Source organism: uncultured Psychroserpens sp., assembly GCF_947503375.1.
Lineage (GTDB): Bacteria > Bacteroidota > Bacteroidia > Flavobacteriales > Flavobacteriaceae > Psychroserpens.
The window spans coordinates 238,043-256,180 of sequence record NZ_CANNDQ010000005.1 but is presented as its reverse complement, the minus strand read 5'-3'; the positions used below and the strand labels follow the sequence as shown (position 1 = coordinate 256,180).

18 protein-coding genes are annotated in these 18,138 nt (G+C 33.2%); 8 read left to right on the top strand and 10 right to left on the bottom strand.

All coding sequences use genetic code 11. The annotated features are described in order from the left end of the window. The first annotated feature begins 5 nt into the window (after positions 1 to 5). Positions 6 to 740: a 23S rRNA (guanosine(2251)-2'-O)-methyltransferase RlmB gene (gene rlmB, locus Q0876_RS10570; RefSeq protein WP_299227442.1), complete on the top strand. Its 735-nt coding sequence runs from the start codon at positions 6 to 8 to the stop codon at positions 738 to 740. Here rlmB and Q0876_RS10565 read toward each other — a convergent pair. Further along, on the bottom strand, positions 737 to 1,492 hold the full coding sequence (locus Q0876_RS10565; RefSeq protein ID WP_299227440.1) for a rhomboid family intramembrane serine protease: 756 nt from the start codon (positions 1,490 to 1,492) through the stop codon (positions 737 to 739). The two genes, rlmB and Q0876_RS10565, sit on opposite strands and share 4 nt — an antisense overlap. A gap of 88 nt (positions 1,493 to 1,580) precedes the next feature. On the opposite strand from Q0876_RS10565, the gene Q0876_RS10560 reads away from it, so the two are divergent. Beyond that, a complete protein-coding gene (locus Q0876_RS10560; RefSeq protein ID WP_299227438.1) occupies positions 1,581 to 2,861 on the top strand; it encodes a replication-associated recombination protein A in 1,281 nt (426 codons plus the stop codon). A gap of 24 nt (positions 2,862 to 2,885) precedes the next feature. Here the strand turns inward: Q0876_RS10560 and Q0876_RS10555 are convergent, their stop codons facing one another. Genes Q0876_RS10555 through radC form a run of 4 tightly spaced genes read right to left on the bottom strand, consistent with a single transcriptional unit; the run spans position 2,886 to position 6,517 of the window. Then, positions 2,886 to 3,770 (bottom strand): hypothetical protein, encoded by an 885-nt coding sequence (locus Q0876_RS10555; RefSeq protein WP_299227437.1) that lies wholly within the window; start codon positions 3,768 to 3,770, stop codon positions 2,886 to 2,888. A 43-nt stretch (positions 3,771 to 3,813) separates the two neighbouring features. Next, on the bottom strand, positions 3,814 to 4,503 hold the full coding sequence (locus Q0876_RS10550; protein WP_299227435.1) for a YjjG family noncanonical pyrimidine nucleotidase: 690 nt from the start codon (positions 4,501 to 4,503) through the stop codon (positions 3,814 to 3,816). Continuing rightward, positions 4,493 to 5,794 (bottom strand): polysaccharide deacetylase family protein, encoded by a 1,302-nt coding sequence (locus tag Q0876_RS10545; RefSeq protein WP_299227431.1) that lies wholly within the window; start codon positions 5,792 to 5,794, stop codon positions 4,493 to 4,495. The genes Q0876_RS10550 and Q0876_RS10545 overlap by 11 nt, the downstream gene beginning before the upstream one ends. A gap of 24 nt (positions 5,795 to 5,818) precedes the next feature. After that, complete coding sequence (gene radC, locus Q0876_RS10540) at positions 5,819 to 6,517, bottom strand: DNA repair protein RadC (RefSeq protein ID WP_299227428.1); 699 nt, start codon at positions 6,515 to 6,517, stop codon at positions 5,819 to 5,821. 77 nt (positions 6,518 to 6,594) lie between these two features. Here radC and Q0876_RS10535 point away from each other — a divergent pair, with 77 nt between their 5' ends. After that, positions 6,595 to 7,188, top strand: a complete 594-nt coding sequence (locus tag Q0876_RS10535) for an FMN-binding negative transcriptional regulator (protein WP_299227422.1) — start codon at positions 6,595 to 6,597, stop codon at positions 7,186 to 7,188. Here the strand turns inward: Q0876_RS10535 and murC are convergent. Beyond that, entirely contained in the window at positions 7,185 to 8,540 is a 1,356-nt protein-coding gene (murC, locus tag Q0876_RS10530) for a Mur ligase family protein (RefSeq protein WP_299227419.1), read from the bottom strand. The genes Q0876_RS10535 and murC overlap by 4 nt on opposite strands. A 22-nt stretch (positions 8,541 to 8,562) precedes the next feature. Further along, a complete protein-coding gene (gene alaS, locus Q0876_RS10525) occupies positions 8,563 to 11,178 on the bottom strand; it encodes an alanine--tRNA ligase (protein ID WP_299227417.1) in 2,616 nt (871 codons plus the stop codon). Between the two features lie 152 nt (positions 11,179 to 11,330). On the opposite strand from alaS, the gene Q0876_RS10520 reads away from it, so the two are divergent. From Q0876_RS10520 to Q0876_RS10500, 5 genes are read left to right on the top strand one after another with little or no spacing between them, the layout of a single operon-like run. Further along, a complete protein-coding gene (locus Q0876_RS10520; protein ID WP_299227414.1) occupies positions 11,331 to 12,302 on the top strand; it encodes a M23 family metallopeptidase in 972 nt (323 codons plus the stop codon). Next, complete coding sequence (locus tag Q0876_RS10515; protein ID WP_299227411.1) at positions 12,302 to 12,631, top strand: MerR family transcriptional regulator; 330 nt, start codon at positions 12,302 to 12,304, stop codon at positions 12,629 to 12,631. Before Q0876_RS10520 ends, Q0876_RS10515 begins: the two co-directional genes overlap by 1 nt. 13 nt (positions 12,632 to 12,644) lie before the next feature. After that, positions 12,645 to 13,247 (top strand): LemA family protein, encoded by a 603-nt coding sequence (locus tag Q0876_RS10510; protein ID WP_299227408.1) that lies wholly within the window; start codon positions 12,645 to 12,647, stop codon positions 13,245 to 13,247. Positions 13,248 to 13,249: 2 nt separating this feature from the next. Next, positions 13,250 to 13,687 carry a TPM domain-containing protein gene (locus Q0876_RS10505; protein ID WP_299227405.1) on the top strand — a complete coding sequence of 146 codons (438 nt, stop codon included), beginning with the start codon at positions 13,250 to 13,252 and terminating at the stop codon, positions 13,685 to 13,687. Positions 13,688 to 13,721: 34 nt separating this feature from the next. Continuing rightward, positions 13,722 to 14,543 carry a YgcG family protein gene (locus tag Q0876_RS10500; RefSeq protein WP_299227403.1) on the top strand — a complete coding sequence of 274 codons (822 nt, stop codon included), beginning with the start codon at positions 13,722 to 13,724 and terminating at the stop codon, positions 14,541 to 14,543. Between the two features lie 4 nt (positions 14,544 to 14,547). Here the strand turns inward: Q0876_RS10500 and Q0876_RS10495 are convergent, their stop codons facing one another. The 3 genes from Q0876_RS10495 to Q0876_RS10485 form a co-directional block, all read right to left on the bottom strand. Further along, complete coding sequence (locus tag Q0876_RS10495) at positions 14,548 to 17,328, bottom strand: outer membrane beta-barrel protein (protein WP_299227400.1); 2,781 nt, start codon at positions 17,326 to 17,328, stop codon at positions 14,548 to 14,550. A 75-nt stretch (positions 17,329 to 17,403) separates the two neighbouring features. Further along, a complete protein-coding gene (locus tag Q0876_RS10490; RefSeq protein WP_299227398.1) occupies positions 17,404 to 17,604 on the bottom strand; it encodes a helix-turn-helix transcriptional regulator in 201 nt (66 codons plus the stop codon). A gap of 1 nt (position 17,605) precedes the next feature. Next, the gene (locus tag Q0876_RS10485) at positions 17,606 to 18,079 is read right to left on the bottom strand and encodes a hypothetical protein (protein ID WP_299227396.1); all 474 of its coding nucleotides are present in this window, start codon (positions 18,077 to 18,079) and stop codon (positions 17,606 to 17,608) included. Positions 18,080 to 18,138: the final 59 nt, after the last annotated feature.

Below are 18,138 nucleotides of genomic sequence, written 5' to 3'. Positions count from 1 at the left end.
ATCGCATGGAAAAAGAGACTACAATTTTTGGTATCAGAGCTGTTATAGAAGCTATAAAATCAGGAGAAAATATTGACAAAATATTTCTTCAAAAAGGATCACGCGGAGATTTATTTAGTGAGCTAGAAAGCCTGTTAAGAAAAGAGCGTCTCAACGCATCATATGTGCCAGTTGAAAAACTAAATAAACTCACAAAAAAGAATCATCAAGGTGCTGTAGCACAAATAGCTCCAATCACGTTTTACAATATTGAAGATTTAGTAATGCATACAACTGAGTCTGGTAAAACACCCCTTTTTCTTCTTTTAGACCAATTAAGTGATGTTCGTAATTTTGGTGCTATAATTAGAACTGCAGAATGTACTGGTGTATCTGGTATTATAATACAAAAAAAAGGAGGTGCTCCAGTTAATGGCGACACTATAAAAACAAGTGCTGGAGCCATATTTAAAATTCCAATATGCAAAGTAGACCATATAAAAGATGCGGTTTTTTACATGCAAGCCTCTGGGATAAGGGTTATTGCAGCTACAGAAAAAGCTGAGCAAACTATTTATGATACATCATTTAAAGAACCTTGCGCAATTATTATGGGCTCTGAAGGAAAGGGTATTAATCCTTCGGTTTTAAAAATAGTAGACGAAAAAAGTAAACTTCCAATTTTAGGTAAGATCGCTTCATTAAATGTTTCTGTTGCTTGTGGTGCATTTCTCTACGAGGCAGTTAGACAACGTCTTTAATCTTTATCAGGTTTATAGATGTAATTTATTTTTTGATTTATTTCATTAGTCGCTTTTGTATAAGATGCTTCTCCAACTTCGGGGTCAAGGTTTTCTATAAAGTTTCCGTTTTCATCAAAATGCTTTAAAAATGGATCATCGTCTTCATTATAATCTGGTTGCTGCCAGACATAACGTTCAGGTTTAGCTACAGATTTTCTAAAAATGATAGCGAATACAAAACCAGAAATCAATCCACCTAGATGGCCTTCCCATGACATACCTTCCTTAACTGGAAAGACATACCAAATCATACTTCCATACAGAAAAATAATCATCAAAGACAATGCTACTAATCTGTAATGCTTTGCAAAAACGCCTTTGAAGAAGATAAAGCTAACCAAAACATAAATCAAACCACTAGCTCCTATGTGATTAGCGGGTCTACCAATAATCCAAGTGATCAAACCAGACAATACAATTCCATACAAAATAATTTTCCATGATATTTTCCGATAGAAATAAAATAATGCTACTGATAATATAAATAAGGGAATACTGTTATGATATAAATGCTGTATATCTGAATGTATTAATGGACTGGTAAAAACCCCTAATAAACCTTCAAGCTTTTGAGGATACACACCAAACCGCTTAATAGAGGGAAAAAATCGCACTTGCATCCAAAATACAATCCATATAGAAAGTACAAAAAAAATAGGATATGCTATAACTCCAGTAGAGTATTTAAAATGTTGTTGATCACTATTCATGACTAAATTTAAAACTTTATTATCAAAATACTATCCATTTATTAAAACTATGAAATATTGTCACATACGTTTTTTGTAATTTTACATCATGAATGAACCTCTAGCCGAACGATTGCGTCCACAAACACTTGATGACTACTTAAGTCAATCGCATTTAGTTGGTAAAACTGGCGTATTAACACAACAATTAAACCAAGGTGCAATAGCATCAATGATATTTTGGGGACCTCCAGGTACTGGAAAAACGACTTTAGCTAATATTGTTGCTACTACTTCTAACAGGCCTTTCTATACATTAAGTGCTATAAACTCTGGTGTTAAAGACATAAGAGAAGTTATAGATAAAGCCAAAAAAAGTGGAGGCTTGTTCACAACGAAAAATCCTATTCTTTTCATTGATGAAATTCATCGTTTTAGCAAATCTCAACAAGACTCATTATTGCAAGCGGTAGAAAAAGGATGGGTGACACTTATTGGAGCTACGACTGAGAATCCTAGTTTTGAAGTTATTCCAGCATTATTATCCCGCTGTCAGGTTTATATTCTCAATTCATTTGGAAAGGAAGATTTAGAAACACTTCTTGATCGTGCCGTAAAGGAAGATTCTATTCTATCTAATAGAAACATAACAATAGAGGAAACCGAAGCACTAATTCGCTTATCTGGTGGTGATGCCAGAAAACTCTTAAACCTATTTGAACTTATAGTTACTTCGTTTGATGAAAAGGAAGCAATTATAATTACTAATGATGTTGTAACAAAACGTGTTCAAAGCAATACTGTTAGATATGATAAAACAGGCGAACAACATTACGACATTATTTCAGCGTTTATAAAATCTATTAGAGGCAGCGATCCTAATGCTGCGGTATACTGGTTAGCAAGAATGATAGAAGGTGGAGAAGACGTTAAATTCATCGCTAGACGCTTACTTATATTAGCCAGTGAAGATATAGGTAATGCAAATCCTACAGCCTTAGTTATTGCAAATAGTACATTTCAGGCAGTATCCACAATTGGGCATCCGGAATCAAGAATCATATTAAGTCAATGCGCTACATATTTGGCAACATCTCCAAAGAGTAATGCTGCATACGAAGCTATTGGAAAGGCTCAGCAATTGGTTAAAGACACCGGAGATTTGTCTGTACCTTTATCTATACGTAATGCGCCTACTAAGCTTATGAAAGAATTAGGCTATGGTGAAGATTACCAATACGCTCATAAATATGAGAATAATTTTATAGTGCATGAGTTTCTTCCAGATGAAATTAAAAATACTAAGCTATATGACCCTGGAGAAAATGCTAGAGAAAATGTACAACGTGAGTTTTTAAAAGCTCGTTGGAAGGATAAGTACGATTATTAAACTGGATAACCCCTACTTCAATAATTAGAATTTAATAGTAACAACTTTTGTCTTCAATGTTTTACCATTATTTTCAGCATAAATCCAGTGCTCTCCCTTTTTGTAGACTATTGCATCTTCACCTTCAACTATAAATGTATCTGGTAGTCCTGAATAGAGTAACATCATTACTTTTTTAGGCTCGGTATCTATAATTTGAAATCCATTCTCTGTTGGTTGAGCATAAAGTAAATCAGCTTTTGTAGTAGTTTTAACAACTTTTTTTGTTGGCTCTAATGGTTTTATTGTTTTTTCAACTTCAACCATCTCTATTTTTTTATCTACGGCTTCTTCTGGAGCTTCTTTTTTCTTAAGTGTTTCTATTTCCTGTTTTAAACGCTCTATCTCTTTTTGTTCTTCTTCATCTTTTTTGATGTTGTTAAACTTATTTTCAGTTCTATCATTAAGTTGTCGGGAGAGAATATTAGGGTCAGGCTGATACTTATAATTAAACAATTTGAAGGTTTCAAAAGCTTTCCGCAAAGCAAGATTATAGGCTACCTTATATTCTTTTTCTTTACTTACACCTACTTGAGATGATGCTACAGTTTTGCCATCGCAATCAATAAGATGAATTTGTATCTTGCTACTTAAAAAACCTCCTTTAACTTTCTCTACATTAGCCTTTAAACCTAAACACCTATTGTCTCTTAAATCTAATGGTAAATCTTCGTCTTCAAAAAAAGCAGTATATCCATGTTTATTGAATAGAAATTTTGTCAAAGAGTTAATTTGAAATTTATCAGCTTTATTCAAGAAAGCAAATTTTTGAGGTACTACAATGTATTTATAGCTATTGATCTCCTCCTGAGAAGAACCTTTAAAAACAAAGACCAAAGCTAGTATTATAACTAAAAAAAGCTTATTCATTTTGAGGTTATATTAAATTGATATTTTGTTAATATATTATGTGCTAAAGATACATTTTTAAATCCAACAGTTCATTAACCTGTTTGATATGTGGTTCAGCTTCAAAGTTATGGTAATTGAAAAGAATTGCTTCAAAACCTACGTCTAGAGCACCTATGATATCGGCTTCAATATTATCACCTATCATAATACTTTCTTGCGGTTTTGCTTTTGCAACCTCTAAAGCATGTTCAAAAATAATTGGATTTGGTTTTTTAACACCCGCTATCTCAGAATTTGTAACCGTTTCAAAGTAATGCGAAATATTAGCATTATTCATTTTTTTATGTTGTGCTTCTTCAAAACCATTAGTTATAATATGCAATTCATAATTTGGTTTTAAATGTTCTAAAATTTCAAAAGTCCCTTCAAATAGGTGATTGAATGTTGTGAGATATGTAATATAATCTTCAGAAAGTTGATGTATTGTATCATCTGCTACTTTAAACTCGATAGCATCAAATGTATCTTTCAAGCGTTTATACCTAAGATTCTTCTTGTCTATCTTTTCTTCACGGTACAATTTCCAGTAATTGAGGTTTATGGGTTCATAAACAGATAAGAATTGTTTCACATCGAGATTGAGCTGGTGAACATCAAAAATTTTATAAAATGTAAGTGCTGAGTTTTTATCGAAATCCCAAAGTGTATGATCTAAATCAAAAAACACATGTTTAATTCCTTTAATTTTCATTGGCAGAATCTAATATAATTGTGAATAATTCTCTATAACCTTCCCATCTAGCATCATCACTAAAACTATAGTTATGAAATATTGGCGTAAATGTACCATTTACAAGTTTTACTTGATGTATTAAGCGTTGTAACTCTTGCTTTTTGTCTAATAGTGATTGTTGTTTGAGTAATGCAGCATCAATACAATGAAATGAATTGATTAGCAAAGGCGTTTGTACTTCATAATCAAGATCATAAAATAAAAAAGGAGTACACGTACCAGCTCTAAACCCTAATTCGTTTATATAACCCATCGTAAAATCTTGATTTACCTCAAGCTCTATTAAATTCCTATAGGATGTTGGGAGATTTAACTTAGAAAATGAATGACGTGTAGCTTGCAGCTCATAATTTGTGATAGATTCAATCTTCTTCTTCTCTTTCTTTAATACAGCGATATCATCTAAAGCAAAATAGGACGCTTTTAATCCAACATTGCAATAATCAGCAACGGATTTGATAAGCGATACGAATTGCTTTTTATTGATGTTTATATTCTTATCAAAAGTAGAGTAACCGCCTATTAAGAAGAATACCAGAAACTTAAATTGACTATGCTTTTGCTTGTTGATGATCCATTTGAAAGTATCGTAAGGGTCACGTTTAAAGCCAGACAACACCAAAAACCTTTGATAGAGTCGTCTTAAGCGCAGCCTAAACAAATCATTGAATATGCCTCCTATAGTTCTTATAAGTCCTTTTTGTCTAAAATAATAGGCCATAGGTACATCTACAACGGGTTGTACATTATAGACTCTGTTAGGAAAAGAAAAGTTTTCAAATTTGTCTTCGAGTAGTTCTTTCAGTTTATAAGCCCAAATATCTACTACTGGTTGCTTTAAAAATTGATGTTTAAAAGCTAAGCTTTCAGAAGCAGTAAACCTTCCATAACTGTCTTTAACGTGTGGAAGGTATTCTTCATAACGGCTTAACAAATAAAATGAAGCAGCAAAAATATCAAATGGCAATGCGCTTTTTTCTCCAGTGCTAAAAAACCCTTTTGTGTACTCCCAATTTTGTACATTAATATCGATATCAGAAAGCCCTTGTTCAAAAAGTAATTCGTGATTTTTTATAAATATCTCATTCCCCAAAGGTTGTCTTGTATAAGACATTTTCAAGCTGTCATGAGCAATGAATTCTTCTATAATCGTGGTAAAAGACACTGGGATACCTAAAATTCGAGTACATAGGTGTTTAAATGTATAACGTAATCTTGGTGTGATCTTATGGGTATATACTAGTAGCATTTACGTTTTTTATAAACTAATTGATTATAACATATTTTCATCAGCAAAACTAAAATAGGCTTTTTCAGTTATGACAAGGTGATCTAAAACTTTAATATCCATACTATGTGCAGCTCCTTTTAATTTTACTGTGATTGCTTTATCTGATTGACTTGGCTTTATCATTCCTGATGGGTGATTGTGAACTAATATCAAGCCCACAGCACCAACTTCAAGAGCTGTTTTAAGTACTAATCTAACATCTACTAGTGTACCTGTAATACTACCTTTACTCAATTGCTTTTTTTGTATGACCTTATTAGAGTTATTTAAATAAATGATCCAAAACTCTTCGTGAGACAATTCACCTATGATAGGTTGCATCAATTCAAATACTGAACTACTCGAGGTGATTTTATTTTTCTCTAGTACTCCTTCACTTCTGCGTCTTCGCCCTAGTTCTAAAGCAGCTGTAATTGAAATCGCTTTGGCTTCGCCAATACCTTTGAATGCCATCAATTGATTTAAAGACAACTTACCTAATTCGTTGAGATTGTTATCAACGGTAGCCAAAATACGTTTACTTAATGCCACAGCACTTTCATTTCGATGACCTGAACCAATTAAGATCGCAATCAATTCGGCATCACTCAAAGTAAGCCTGCCTTTGTCTCTGAGCTTTTCACGTGGTTGGTCATCTTGTGACCAATTCTTTATTGAAAACGAAGCTGTTTTATCGTGCATGAGATAAAGATATATATTGTAACTTTCAGGTGCAATAAATTTAGACGATTAAACCTTGTAATACACGAATTGTAGTTTTGAATTATCCACCAAAGTATCATCTAGACGACAACCAAGATCATCTTATAGAAGTTATAAAGGCTTATCCATTAGCAACACTCATCTCAGTAGATAAAAATGAGCCTTTAGTAACACATTTACCTTTGATCTTTGAAAACGAAAAACTTATAGGTCATATAGATATTTACAACCCTCAAGCAAAACTATTGAAAGGTAATAAGGAAGTGACTGTTATTTTTTCTGGTCCACAATGTTACATCTCACCAAGTGTTTACGGTACCACACAATTGCCAACGTGGAATTATATTAAAGTGCATTTAAAAGGAACAGTTCAAGCTATTGAGAGTAATGCGGCTTTAAAACAATCACTAATTACAATGACTGAATTCTTAGAGGCTCCAGATCATAAATATATCTTAGAACCAGACAATCCAAGACTTAATAGAAATTTAAACTATATAAAAATGTTTGAAATCTCCATTACTAATTGGGAGGGTAAGTTTAAATTATCTCAAGATAAAAAACCAAGCGACACCAAGGCAGCAAGGACTCAATTGATACAAGCAAATCAAGAAAGTATCAAACAGTTTTTAGATAAAGTATTTATCTAGTTTATCAATTGTTTTACTTCATCAAAGTTTAAACCACCATAGTTACCAGAACTCATGAGCAGTAGTGCCTTATCGTTAAAATTTTCAGAAAACAAGAACTGTTTAAAATCTTCAGGATTGGTATAGATGATCAAGTCATCATGCTCAAATGCAGCTGCTATTTGTTCATGTGTTACTTCTTCTAATTTTTTAATCTCGACTGCATGTGGTGAATAAAATACTACAGCAACATCTGCAGCATCGAGAGCACCTTTATACTCTTTTAAAAACTCAGCATTCAAACTACTATAGGTATGCAGTTCAAGACAGGCTACTAGAGTTCTAGTTTCATATTGTTCTTTCACTGCTTTTGTTGTTGCTTGTACTTTACTAGGAGAGTGCGCAAAATCTTTATAGGCAACACTTTTAGAATTCTCTGCAATTTTCTCTAAACGTTTACTTGCGCCTTTAAATGTTGATATGGCTTCATAGAAATCATCCTCATCAATGCCCATGTGCTGACAAATCCATTTGGCTCCGGCAAGGTTATTAAGGTTGTGTTTGCCAAAAACCTCTATAGGTAAATCACCTTCAGGAGTTTCTAATAACGTTTGTCCGTTTTCAACTCGATAGGCAGGTGTGTGATAAGCTAATTTTCGAATGGTATTTTCGCTTGCTTCAACTACGCGTTTCACCTCAAGATCTTCTTCATTGTAATTAATGCTTCCGCCATTGGTAATACTATCAACAAATATTGAAAATTGTTCTACATAATTGTCATATGTGGGAAACACATTGATATGATCCCAAGCAATACCACTCAGTAAAGCAATATTAGGCTTATATAAGTGAAATTTTGGTCGCCTATCTATTGGTGAGCTTAAATATTCATCACCTTCTAAAACAATAAAGTCATTATCCTCAGTAAGTTTCACCATCACATCGAAGCCTTCAAGCTGGGCACCAACCATATAGTCAACATCTCTATCATGATAGTGCATTACGTGTAAAATCATTGATGTGATAGTTGTTTTACCGTGGCTACCACCAATAACAACTCGGGTTTTATACTTTGATTGTTCGTATAGAAATTCTGGATAGCTATAAATTTTTAACCCTAGTTTTTGAGCTTTTAACAACTCTGGATTATCAGCTTTAGCATGCATACCCAATACAATTGCATCAAGAGATGTCGTAATCTTTTCTGGAAACCAGCCAAAGTTTTCGGGTAGTAATCCCTTTGCTTCTAATCTAGATTTTGAAGGATCAAATATCGTATCATCACTTCCACTAACATGATACCCTTTATTATGCAATGCAATGGCTAAATTATGCATTGCTGCGCCTCCTATGGCTATGAAATGTACGTTCATCCAGTTGATATTTTGACGATTCTTATTGTATATATGCTTTTACAGCTTGTAAAGCATCATTGATTCCTTGCGGTTTTTTACCTCCAGCTGTGGCAAAAAATGGTTGACCACCTCCACCACCTTGAATATACTTCCCAAGCTCTCTAACGATATTGCCTGCATTTAAATCTTTATTAGCAACAAGTTCTTTAGAAATGTAACATGATAAGATCGCTTTTCCGTTGTGTTCTGCTCCAAAAAGCAAAAACAGATTATCAAATTGGCTACCCAACTCAAAACATAAATCCTTGATACCTGACGCATCTAAATCTAATTGCTTAGCTAGAAATTGAACGCCATTTATTTCTGTGATCTCATTCTTCAAATCGCTTTTTATACTCTTGGCTTTCTCTTTTAACAAGCTCTCTATTTCTTTTTTTAGCTTAGCATTTTCATCTTGAAGGTTATGGAGTGCTTTAACTGGTTCTTTAGCATTATTAAGTAAATCTTTCATTTCAAAATACGCTCTATTGTTTTCGAAATAGAAATCTTTAACTGCATCACTAGTTATTGCTTCAATACGTCTAATACCAGCAGCTACAGCGCCTTCTGATACAATTTTAAAATGCCAGATATCTCCAGTGTTCTTGACATGAGTACCACCACATAATTCAATTGATTGGCCAAAACGAACGGCACGAACTGTATCTCCATATTTCTCACCAAATAAGGCTATGGCTCCTTCATCAATAGCTTGTTGCATAGGTATGTTACGCTGTTCTTGCAATGGCAATTTACCATCGATTCGTCTATTAACGAAATTTTCAACTTCCCTTAGTTCTTCAACTGTCATCTTAGCAAAATGAGAAAAGTCAAAACGCAAATATTTAGAGTGTACAGCTGAACCTTTTTGTTCAACATGAGTTCCTAAAATCTCGCGAAGTGCTTGATGTAATAAATGCGTTGCTGTATGATTACATTCGGTTCTGTAGCGTTGTTTTGCATCAACGGAAGCAGTGAACGTTTCGTTTAAGTGCTTTGGTAAGTTTTTTGCAAAATGAATTGAAACATTATTTTCACGTTTGGTATCAATGATGTATATCACATCTCCATGTGCGTCTTCTAAATAACCTTTATCTCCTACTTGACCACCACCTTCGGCGTAAAAAGGTGTTATATTAAATACCAATTGATACATTTCTCCATCCTTTTTAGATGTTACTTTACGGTATCTAGCTATTTTAACCTGAGCTTCTAAAGTATCGTAACCAATAAATTCTTGCTCTTCATCTTCCAATAAGATGGTCCAATCGTCAAATTGTATTGCAGTTGCACTTCTTCCATCTCCTTTTCGATCGTCTAGACGTTTCTGGAACTCATCTTTATTATATTCAAAACCGCGCTCTCTAAGAATTAATTCAGTTAAATCTTCAGGAAAACCATAAGTATCTTTTAATTCAAATACTTTAGCTCCAGAAATTTCTTTTGTTTCAGCATTCTCAATAATACGGTCAAGTAATACCAAACCTTGGTCCAGAGTTCTTAAGAAAGAGGTTTCTTCTTCTTTAATTACATTTTCTACAAGCTGACGCTGCTCTTTTAACTCTGGGAATGCATTCCCCATTTTTTTCACAAGTACATCAACTAGTCTATAGATAAAAGGTTCTTTCTTATCTAAAAATGTAAATCCATAACGAACAGCCCTACGCAAAATTCGGCGAATTACGTAACCAGCACCTGTATTACTTGGTAACTGTCCGTCTGCAATAGAGAAAGCAACAGCACGAACGTGATCTGAGATCACACGAATTGCAATATCGATCTTTTCTTGTTTTCCATAAGCACTGTTGGTTATGGTTTCAATTTCTCTAATTAAAGGGGTGAATACATCAGTATCGTAGTTTGACTGAACACCCTGTAAAACCATACACAAACGTTCAAATCCCATACCTGTATCGATGTGTTTATCAGGTAAATTCTCTAAACTACCATTTGCTTTTCGATTGTATTGCATGAAGACAAGGTTCCATATCTCAACTACTTGAGGATGATCCATATTTACCAATGTTTTGCCATCAACTTTGGCTTTTTCTTCATCAGATCGAATATCAACATGTATTTCGCTACATGGTCCACAAGGACCTTGGTCTCCCATTTCCCAGAAATTATCATTTTTATCTCCCATGAGAATACGATCTTTAGGAACCAACTCTTTCCAAAAGTTATAAGCCTCTTTATCCATAGGAAGGTTATCTTTATCATCACTCCCTTCAAAAACCGTAACGTACAGTACTTCTTTATCAATGCCATAAACTTCGGTAAGTAACTCCCAAGCCCATGCTATAGCTTCTTTTTTAAAATAATTACCAAAACTCCAGTTACCCAACATTTCAAAAAGTGTATGATGATAGGTATCATAACCCACTTCTTCTAGATCATTATGTTTACCAGAAACTCGTAAGCATTTTTGTGTATCAGCAAGGCGATTATTCTTAGGTTGTGCATTCCCAAGAAAATATTCCTTAAAAGGTGCCATTCCAGAATTAACAAACATCAAGGTAGGATCGTCTTTCAAAACTATAGGTGCAGATGGCACTATATTGTGCTGCTTTTGTTTAAAAAAATCTAAAAACGTTTGTCGAATATCTTGAGACGTCATAATGGTTGTTAAATGCTTGTTTATTATATAATTACAATGCTTATTTTAACGATTGGGTCTAAAACAAAAGTTAAGATAACATCAAAGTGTGAAACAATTTATATATTTGTGTTTCGTTCTATTATTCTTGCAAAAATAGAACTTTTTAAGATATGGCTAAAGTAAAATATTATTACGATTCTGAAACGCTTTCTTACCGAAAGATAGAGCGTAAAAAAAGAACTACTATAAAGTTTGCTATGCTGTTTATATTAGCATCAGCTTTGTTTGGTTTTTTATTTGTTTTTTTAGCGAGCCAATATATTGAGTCACCTAGAGAACGTGCTCTAAAAAGAGAACTTACCAACTTAGAATTACAATACAAATTACTCAATAAGCGTGTTGATAATGCTTTTGCCGCTTTAGAAAGCGTCGAAGAGCGTGACAATGCCATATATCGATTATATTTTGAAGCAAACCCGATTCCTATCGAACAGCGAAGAGCAGGTTTTGGTGGTATTAATAGATATAAAAAATACGAGGGTTTTGATAACTCAGAACTAATCATAGAAAGCAATAAGCGCTTAGATCGCTTGCAAAAAGCAATTGTGGTGCAATCAAAATCTTTAGACGAAATTGCTATCCTAGCTGAAGACAAAGAAAAATTCTTATCATCAATACCAGCTATTCAACCTGTTAAAAACGAAGACTTAAAGCACATGGCTTCTGGTTATGGCTACAGAACAGATCCTTTTACTAAAGTCAGAAAGTTTCATTTTGGAATGGATTTCACTGCACCTCGTGGCACTCCAGTATATGCTACAGGAGATGGCATCGTAACAAGAGCTGATAACAATGCTTCTGGTTATGGAAAACATATTAGAATAGACCATGGATATGGCTATCTTTCACTATATGCACATTTATATAAGTATAATGTGCGATCAAACCAAAGGGTTAAACGAGGTGATTTGATAGGTTATGTTGGAAGTACAGGACGTTCTGAGGCACCTCATTTACATTATGAAGTATTTAAAGATGATGAACGTATCAATCCTATTAATTTTTACTATGGCAACCTTTCTGCTGATGAATATGCAAGATTATTGGAGAAAGCTTCATTAGAAAACCAATCACTAGACTAATGCATTTAGACTTACCCGAAAAAAGATATTATGGTATTGGTGAAGTTGCCAAAGCATTTGGTGTTAATACCTCTTTAATACGTTTTTGGGAAAAAGAATTTGATGTCATAAAACCTAAGAAAAATGCAAAAGGGAATCGTAAATTCACTCCTGAGGACATCAAAAACTTACAATTTATTTATCATCTCGTCAAAGAGCGAGGGTTCACTCTAGAAGGCGCTAAAACACATTTAAAAGAAAACAAACAGCAAACGCTTAATACGTTTGAAATTATCTCTAAATTAGAAGGGATTAAAGCACAGCTTATTAAAATTAAAACACAACTTTAAAAACTATAATATCATGAAAAAATGGTTAGTTCCTGCAATTATAATTGCAATTATTATAATAGGTGGTTACTCATGGGCAAAAGGATTTAATAATACTGCTGTACAACTTAATGAGAATGTAAATGAGGCATGGGGTAATGTTCAAACTTCATATCAAAGAAGAAACGATTTAATTGGTAACTTGGTTAAAACAGTAAAAGGTGCAGCAGACTTTGAGCGTAATACACTGACCGATGTTATTGAAGCACGTTCAAAAGCGACTAAAACGACGATCGACCCTTCAAATATAACACCAGAACAATTAAAACAATTTAATGAAGCGCAAGGCGGTTTGAGCAGTGCTTTATCAAGGCTATTAGTCACTGTTGAGCGATATCCTGAATTAAAAGCAAATCAGAATTTCCTAAAGCTTCAAGATGAACTGACTAGCACTGAGAATACTATTCAAACAGCGAGAACACGCTATAACGAAGCCATTAAACCATATAATATTCATGTAAAAGAGTTTCCTAATTCTTTATTAGCTGGAGTTTTTGGTTTTGATAGTAAGCCATACTTTGATGCTGAAACTGGTGCAGAAAAACCTGTAGATGTAGAATTTGACTTCAATAATTAGATATGTCTAAAATAGAGGACTTTCTCACTGCTGAAGAAGAAAAAGAAATAATTGAAGCTATTCGATCTGCTGAAAGGAATACATCTGGCGAAATTAGAATACATATAGAAAAAACAGTTTCTATTGATCCTTTTGAGCGCGCGATGGAAGTTTTTCATTACCTCAAAATGGACAACACCAAACTACAAAATGGAGTATTGATTTATGTCGCTGTAGAGGATAGAACTTTTGTAATCTATGGTGATAAAGGCATTAATAATATTGTTCCAAACGACTTTTGGAACACTACAAAAAATACTATCCAATCTCACTTTAAAGATGGTCATTTTAAAGAAGGGCTGATAGAAGGTGTCTTGAAAGCGGGTAAGCAACTAGAGCAACACTTTCCATGGCTTCATGGAGATACAAATGAATTGCCTGATCACATTTCTAAAGGATAATAGTATGCAATTTTTGTTACATCATAAGAGATCCATGAAATACTATAAAATAGGATTTGATTTTGTATTAGCTTTAGTCTTACTTTTTATAGGTACAACAATATCATATGCACAATATAACATTCCGAATAAACCTAAATTTATTCCACCTGTTATTGATAGCACTGAAACATTATCTCAAACTGAATATAAGTTTTTATATGATAAGCTAAAAAATTACAATGACAGCACCTCAACTGAAATTTTAGTCGTCATAATTCCAACAACTAAAGGAGAAAATATAGGTTTGTTAACTCCAAAATGGGCACATAAATGGGAAATTGGTCAAGCTAAAGAAGATAATGGTGTTTTTGTATTACTGGCTAAAGATGATCGTAAAATATGGATATCGCCAGGTTACGGTGTTGAAGATAGACTTACTGCAGGAATTACTGGTGAACTTATAAGAAATGTGATTGTTCCAGAATTTAAAAAAGGAGATTATTATGAAGGTTTAAACAAAGGTACTGATGCAATTTTTGAAGTTTTAGCTGGTGCATACCAAGGTAAACCACAACACAGTAATGATCACTCATTCCCTATCGGGATCTTATTTTTCATGTTTATTATCTTTATCATCTTTCTTATAGCTATTTCTAAGAACAGACGTGGTGGTAAAGGCGGGAAAGGCGGTAGAAAATCTGGCGGATTTGATATTCTTGATGCTATTATTTTAAGCAATATGGGGCGTGGTAGTTATAGTCGTGGCTCGGGAGGCTTTGGAAGTGGTGGTTTTGGTGGCAGCTCTTCAGGTGGTTTTGGAGGCTTTGGAGGAGGAGGAGGATTCTCTGGTGGTGGCGCGGGAGGCAGCTGGTAAAATACTAATCAAGAAAGAAAATACCACTATCACGTGTTTCGCCTTTTGATCCCAAACTATTAAATTTCCAACTGAAACTCAACATAAAATATTGCTGCAATACAATACTCTGAGAATCTTGAATGTAGTTTTGTGTTGCTATTCGTCTCGCATTGTTATTTTGATTCAGAAGATCATACACTTTTAATGTAAGTAATGCCTTATCTTTCAACATAGAATAAGCTAATGTAGAATTCCAAAACCAGACACTTTTTTGAAACCCTTCTGCGACGTTTGGATTATAGCTAAAATCTACAGTGTTGGTCCATTCAAAACGTTTAGGAACAAATGTTATAAAATTTAAATTCAAATCATGTCTCAAAAAATCTACATCTTCAAAAGTATCTATATCATAAGTATTTCTAGTAAAAGCTAATCGATATCGTGGTCGAAACTCGATGACATCCTTTAAAATAAATCGCAAGCCTAGACTCGGTGTAAATGATGTAACATTACTTTGATATTCCACATCATTATTAAAATTTATATTTCTGTTTATGTTAGCAGTAAGGCTAACGTCATATTTAATTGTTTTAAGTGAATCGACTTTGATCGATCTACTGTAGTTTATATTTCCATAAACATCATATCCACCATCTACATTGGCATAAGTAGTTGTTCGCTTTAACGTTTCTGGATTAACTATCGTTCGTGCTACAACTTGATTTTCTATAAAATTAATACTTGCGTAACTGTAAACCCCTGTTTTTTTCTGAAAATTAAACGCGTTATAACCTAGATAAATGCGATGCCTGTTTGTTGGCTCTAAATTAGGATTACCTGTAATGGTATTTAAAGGGTTTGATACATCTTGAAAAGGTTGTAATTGATTTAAATTTGGAGGTATGTTATTTAATGAATACCCAGAGTATAATGATGAATTTTCGCTAAATCTATAACTAAAATAAGATCGCAATTCTATGGCATTAAAATCACGTTTTAAATTCAGTTCTGGTCTTAGAAAGTCTTTATTTTCTAAGGTTCTAATTACATAACGTGTAGTAAAACTAGTAGACCATTTCTCTTTTCTATAAGTTAACTTTACTGAAGGTTCATGTTCCTTATTAATGTACTCAAAATCAGTACTTAAATCAAGGTTAAAATCATCGAACGTATTGGTATTTGCATTGCGATCAAATGTACTTCTTAGATTGGTTCGTTTTTCATCTCTAAAACCATATTGTATATCAAAAAACAGCTCTTTAGCTAAAATAGGAATTCTATAAGTTGCAGTAGGTCTAAAAATACTGGTCTTTGTTTTTGATGTGGTTAATTGATCTCTAATAATATCTTCATCCGTTGAACTGAAAAAATTGGTTTCTGATGTTAATAAATCATCCGAATCATTCGCGTTATGTTCGTTAAATAACTGAAACTTAAGAAACCTACCATTAGAACCAAAACGCTTAGTTAAGTTAATGTCACTACTAAAATTTCTAGCATCGGTTTCTACAAAAGAACCAACTGTAGACTGATTGGTTAAATTATTACCTACATCACGTGTACTTTCGTCTTGCGAATATGAGGTGTTGCTAGTAGACCATCTAAATGATGGATTTATATTTATTAGGAAAGTTGAATCTATTTCTACGTCAAAACCTAAGTTAGCACTGTGATTTTGGCTCTCGTTAGTTGACTTCGATTTAGAATCTGTAAAAAATCGTGAATCTGGTAAAATATTTTCTCGCTGAGTAAGGGTTTCATTCTCAGAGTCACTTCCCGAATAAAAATAATCAGCATTCACATCTACCTGCTTACTAAGAACATCTGTATAATTAGCACCTAAGTTTTGAGATGTTGTTATACCTTCTCCTCCACCGAATGAACGACCATCAATTGAAAATGAACCATTTCTATTCATACGCATGCTATAACCACCACCAAACATTTTTTGTATTTCACCAAAACTGAATCCTGGAGAATTAGTATTGTTTCCACCTGCTAAAACACTAACTCGCCTATCATTGTTAAAAACGTTCACCATACCAGCAAACTCATAACGTTCATCAGTACCACCACCAGCAGCTAATCTGCCAAAGGCACCTTTATTATTTTCTTCTTTAATAGTTAAATTAATCGTTTTACTTTCTTGATCACCTTCTTCACCAGTAAAAGCTTCAGATTTTGATTTGGTATCTGTTATTTGAACTTTCTCAATAATATCTTTAGTCAAGTTACGAGTAGTGATCGTTGGATCATCTCCAAAAAATGGTTTTCCGTTTACAAGAATATTACTGACATCTTTACCATTGACTTTAATCTTTCCGTCTTCATCAACCTCAATACCTGGTAGTAATTTCAAAAGATCTTCAACATTAGCGTCTTTCTTAGTTTTAAACGATTTAACGTTAAACTCAAGTGTATCCTTTTTTATAGTTATTGGTGCTCTGGATGTGATGACAACTTCGTCCAATCTATTTCCTATGCCTAATTCTATAGTCTTTAAATCTATTCCTAATTTGTCTATACTTACTTGCTTGTAATACGTTTGATAACCAATATAATCCACATATAAATTTAATTTATCCTCATAGGTTTCGCTATCAATTTGAAATGCTCCATTTTTATCTGTAATAGTGTAAGTCACTAATGTGCTATCCTTAACACGTTCAAGATATACAGTTGCAGATTCTAAAGGCTCTTTGTTATCTTTAGCTACAACAACTCCAGTAATTTTGAAAAATTTGTTTTGTGAATACGTTAATAAACTGCATAGAAATGCTAGTAAAATGAAGTATGGCTTCATGTGATTAATTAATTGATGCTGGATTAGTTATGTATTTTAAACGAGTGGGATATGATTTTCGTGTGAATTTTCTTATTATTCTCCTTCTTCAAGAAAAAATAAATCTTCAACTGACAATTGGAATAATTTTGCAATTTTAATAGCTAATAAAGTAGATGGTATGTACTTTCCTTTTTCAATGGCATTAATAGATTGTCTACTCACACCTATCTTATCTGCTAAATCTGCTTGCGTCATATTGTGTCTGGCTCGTTCTATTTTTATGTTGTTTTTCATATTAAGCTTTGGCTTTTAAAAAATTGAAACGAATAATAAAAAACAACAATGGTGTAAACATGTTATAGACTAGAATATTAAAAAATGAAAAATTGTAAATAAAGATAACGGTTAACGCTAAAATGACATAATTAAAGATTATAGCCCATACTAATGAGTCTTTTCGCAATTTGTATATAAATTCATCTTCAACTTTTTCTTTTGAAAACCCAACGAATAAGCCTCCAATAATTATTGCTAGAGCAGAGATCTCGTCCATAACACTATTCTCAATTATTTTAAAGAATGAGTTTTTAGCAGCTGTACTTACGTTAAATACATGCAGGTCTCCAGAGAAAATTGCTAAGACTTTGGTTTTAAGAATATCAGATTCAAAATCTGAAAAACTAAGATAAACTCCCAAAACTAAGCCTAGAGTCAATAAAATCCACCCAGGAATCTTGTATTTGTTTGGTAGCAGGTAATTACTATTCATAAGAACTATTTTTCTTGTTTTACTTTACAAATGTATATAAAAATTTACAAAAAGTCAAT

What these genes read in the sequence shown, in the direction of transcription:
- rlmB (WP_299227442.1), top strand. Translation starts at nt 6, where the DNA reads ATGGAAAAAGAGACTACAATTTTTGGTATCAGAGCTGTTATAGAAGCT.
- Q0876_RS10565 (WP_299227440.1), bottom strand. Translation starts at nt 1,492, where the DNA reads ATGAATAGTGATCAACAACATTTTAAATACTCTACTGGAGTTATAGCA.
- Q0876_RS10560 (WP_299227438.1), top strand. Translation starts at nt 1,581, where the DNA reads ATGAATGAACCTCTAGCCGAACGATTGCGTCCACAAACACTTGATGAC.
- Q0876_RS10555 (WP_299227437.1), bottom strand. Translation starts at nt 3,770, where the DNA reads ATGAATAAGCTTTTTTTAGTTATAATACTAGCTTTGGTCTTTGTTTTT.
- Q0876_RS10550 (WP_299227435.1), bottom strand. Translation starts at nt 4,503, where the DNA reads ATGAAAATTAAAGGAATTAAACATGTGTTTTTTGATTTAGATCATACA.
- Q0876_RS10545 (WP_299227431.1), bottom strand. Translation starts at nt 5,794, where the DNA reads ATGCTACTAGTATATACCCATAAGATCACACCAAGATTACGTTATACA.
- radC (WP_299227428.1), bottom strand. Translation starts at nt 6,517, where the DNA reads ATGCACGATAAAACAGCTTCGTTTTCAATAAAGAATTGGTCACAAGAT.
- murC (WP_299227419.1), bottom strand. Translation starts at nt 8,540, where the DNA reads ATGAACGTACATTTCATAGCCATAGGAGGCGCAGCAATGCATAATTTA.
- alaS (WP_299227417.1), bottom strand. Translation starts at nt 11,178, where the DNA reads ATGACGTCTCAAGATATTCGACAAACGTTTTTAGATTTTTTTAAACAA.
- Q0876_RS10520 (WP_299227414.1), top strand. Translation starts at nt 11,331, where the DNA reads ATGGCTAAAGTAAAATATTATTACGATTCTGAAACGCTTTCTTACCGA.
- Q0876_RS10515 (WP_299227411.1), top strand. Translation starts at nt 12,302, where the DNA reads ATGCATTTAGACTTACCCGAAAAAAGATATTATGGTATTGGTGAAGTT.
- Q0876_RS10510 (WP_299227408.1), top strand. Translation starts at nt 12,645, where the DNA reads ATGAAAAAATGGTTAGTTCCTGCAATTATAATTGCAATTATTATAATA.
- Q0876_RS10505 (WP_299227405.1), top strand. Translation starts at nt 13,250, where the DNA reads ATGTCTAAAATAGAGGACTTTCTCACTGCTGAAGAAGAAAAAGAAATA.
- Q0876_RS10500 (WP_299227403.1), top strand. Translation starts at nt 13,722, where the DNA reads ATGAAATACTATAAAATAGGATTTGATTTTGTATTAGCTTTAGTCTTA.
- Q0876_RS10495 (WP_299227400.1), bottom strand. Translation starts at nt 17,328, where the DNA reads ATGAAGCCATACTTCATTTTACTAGCATTTCTATGCAGTTTATTAACG.
- Q0876_RS10490 (WP_299227398.1), bottom strand. Translation starts at nt 17,604, where the DNA reads ATGAAAAACAACATAAAAATAGAACGAGCCAGACACAATATGACGCAA.
- Q0876_RS10485 (WP_299227396.1), bottom strand. Translation starts at nt 18,079, where the DNA reads ATGAATAGTAATTACCTGCTACCAAACAAATACAAGATTCCTGGGTGG.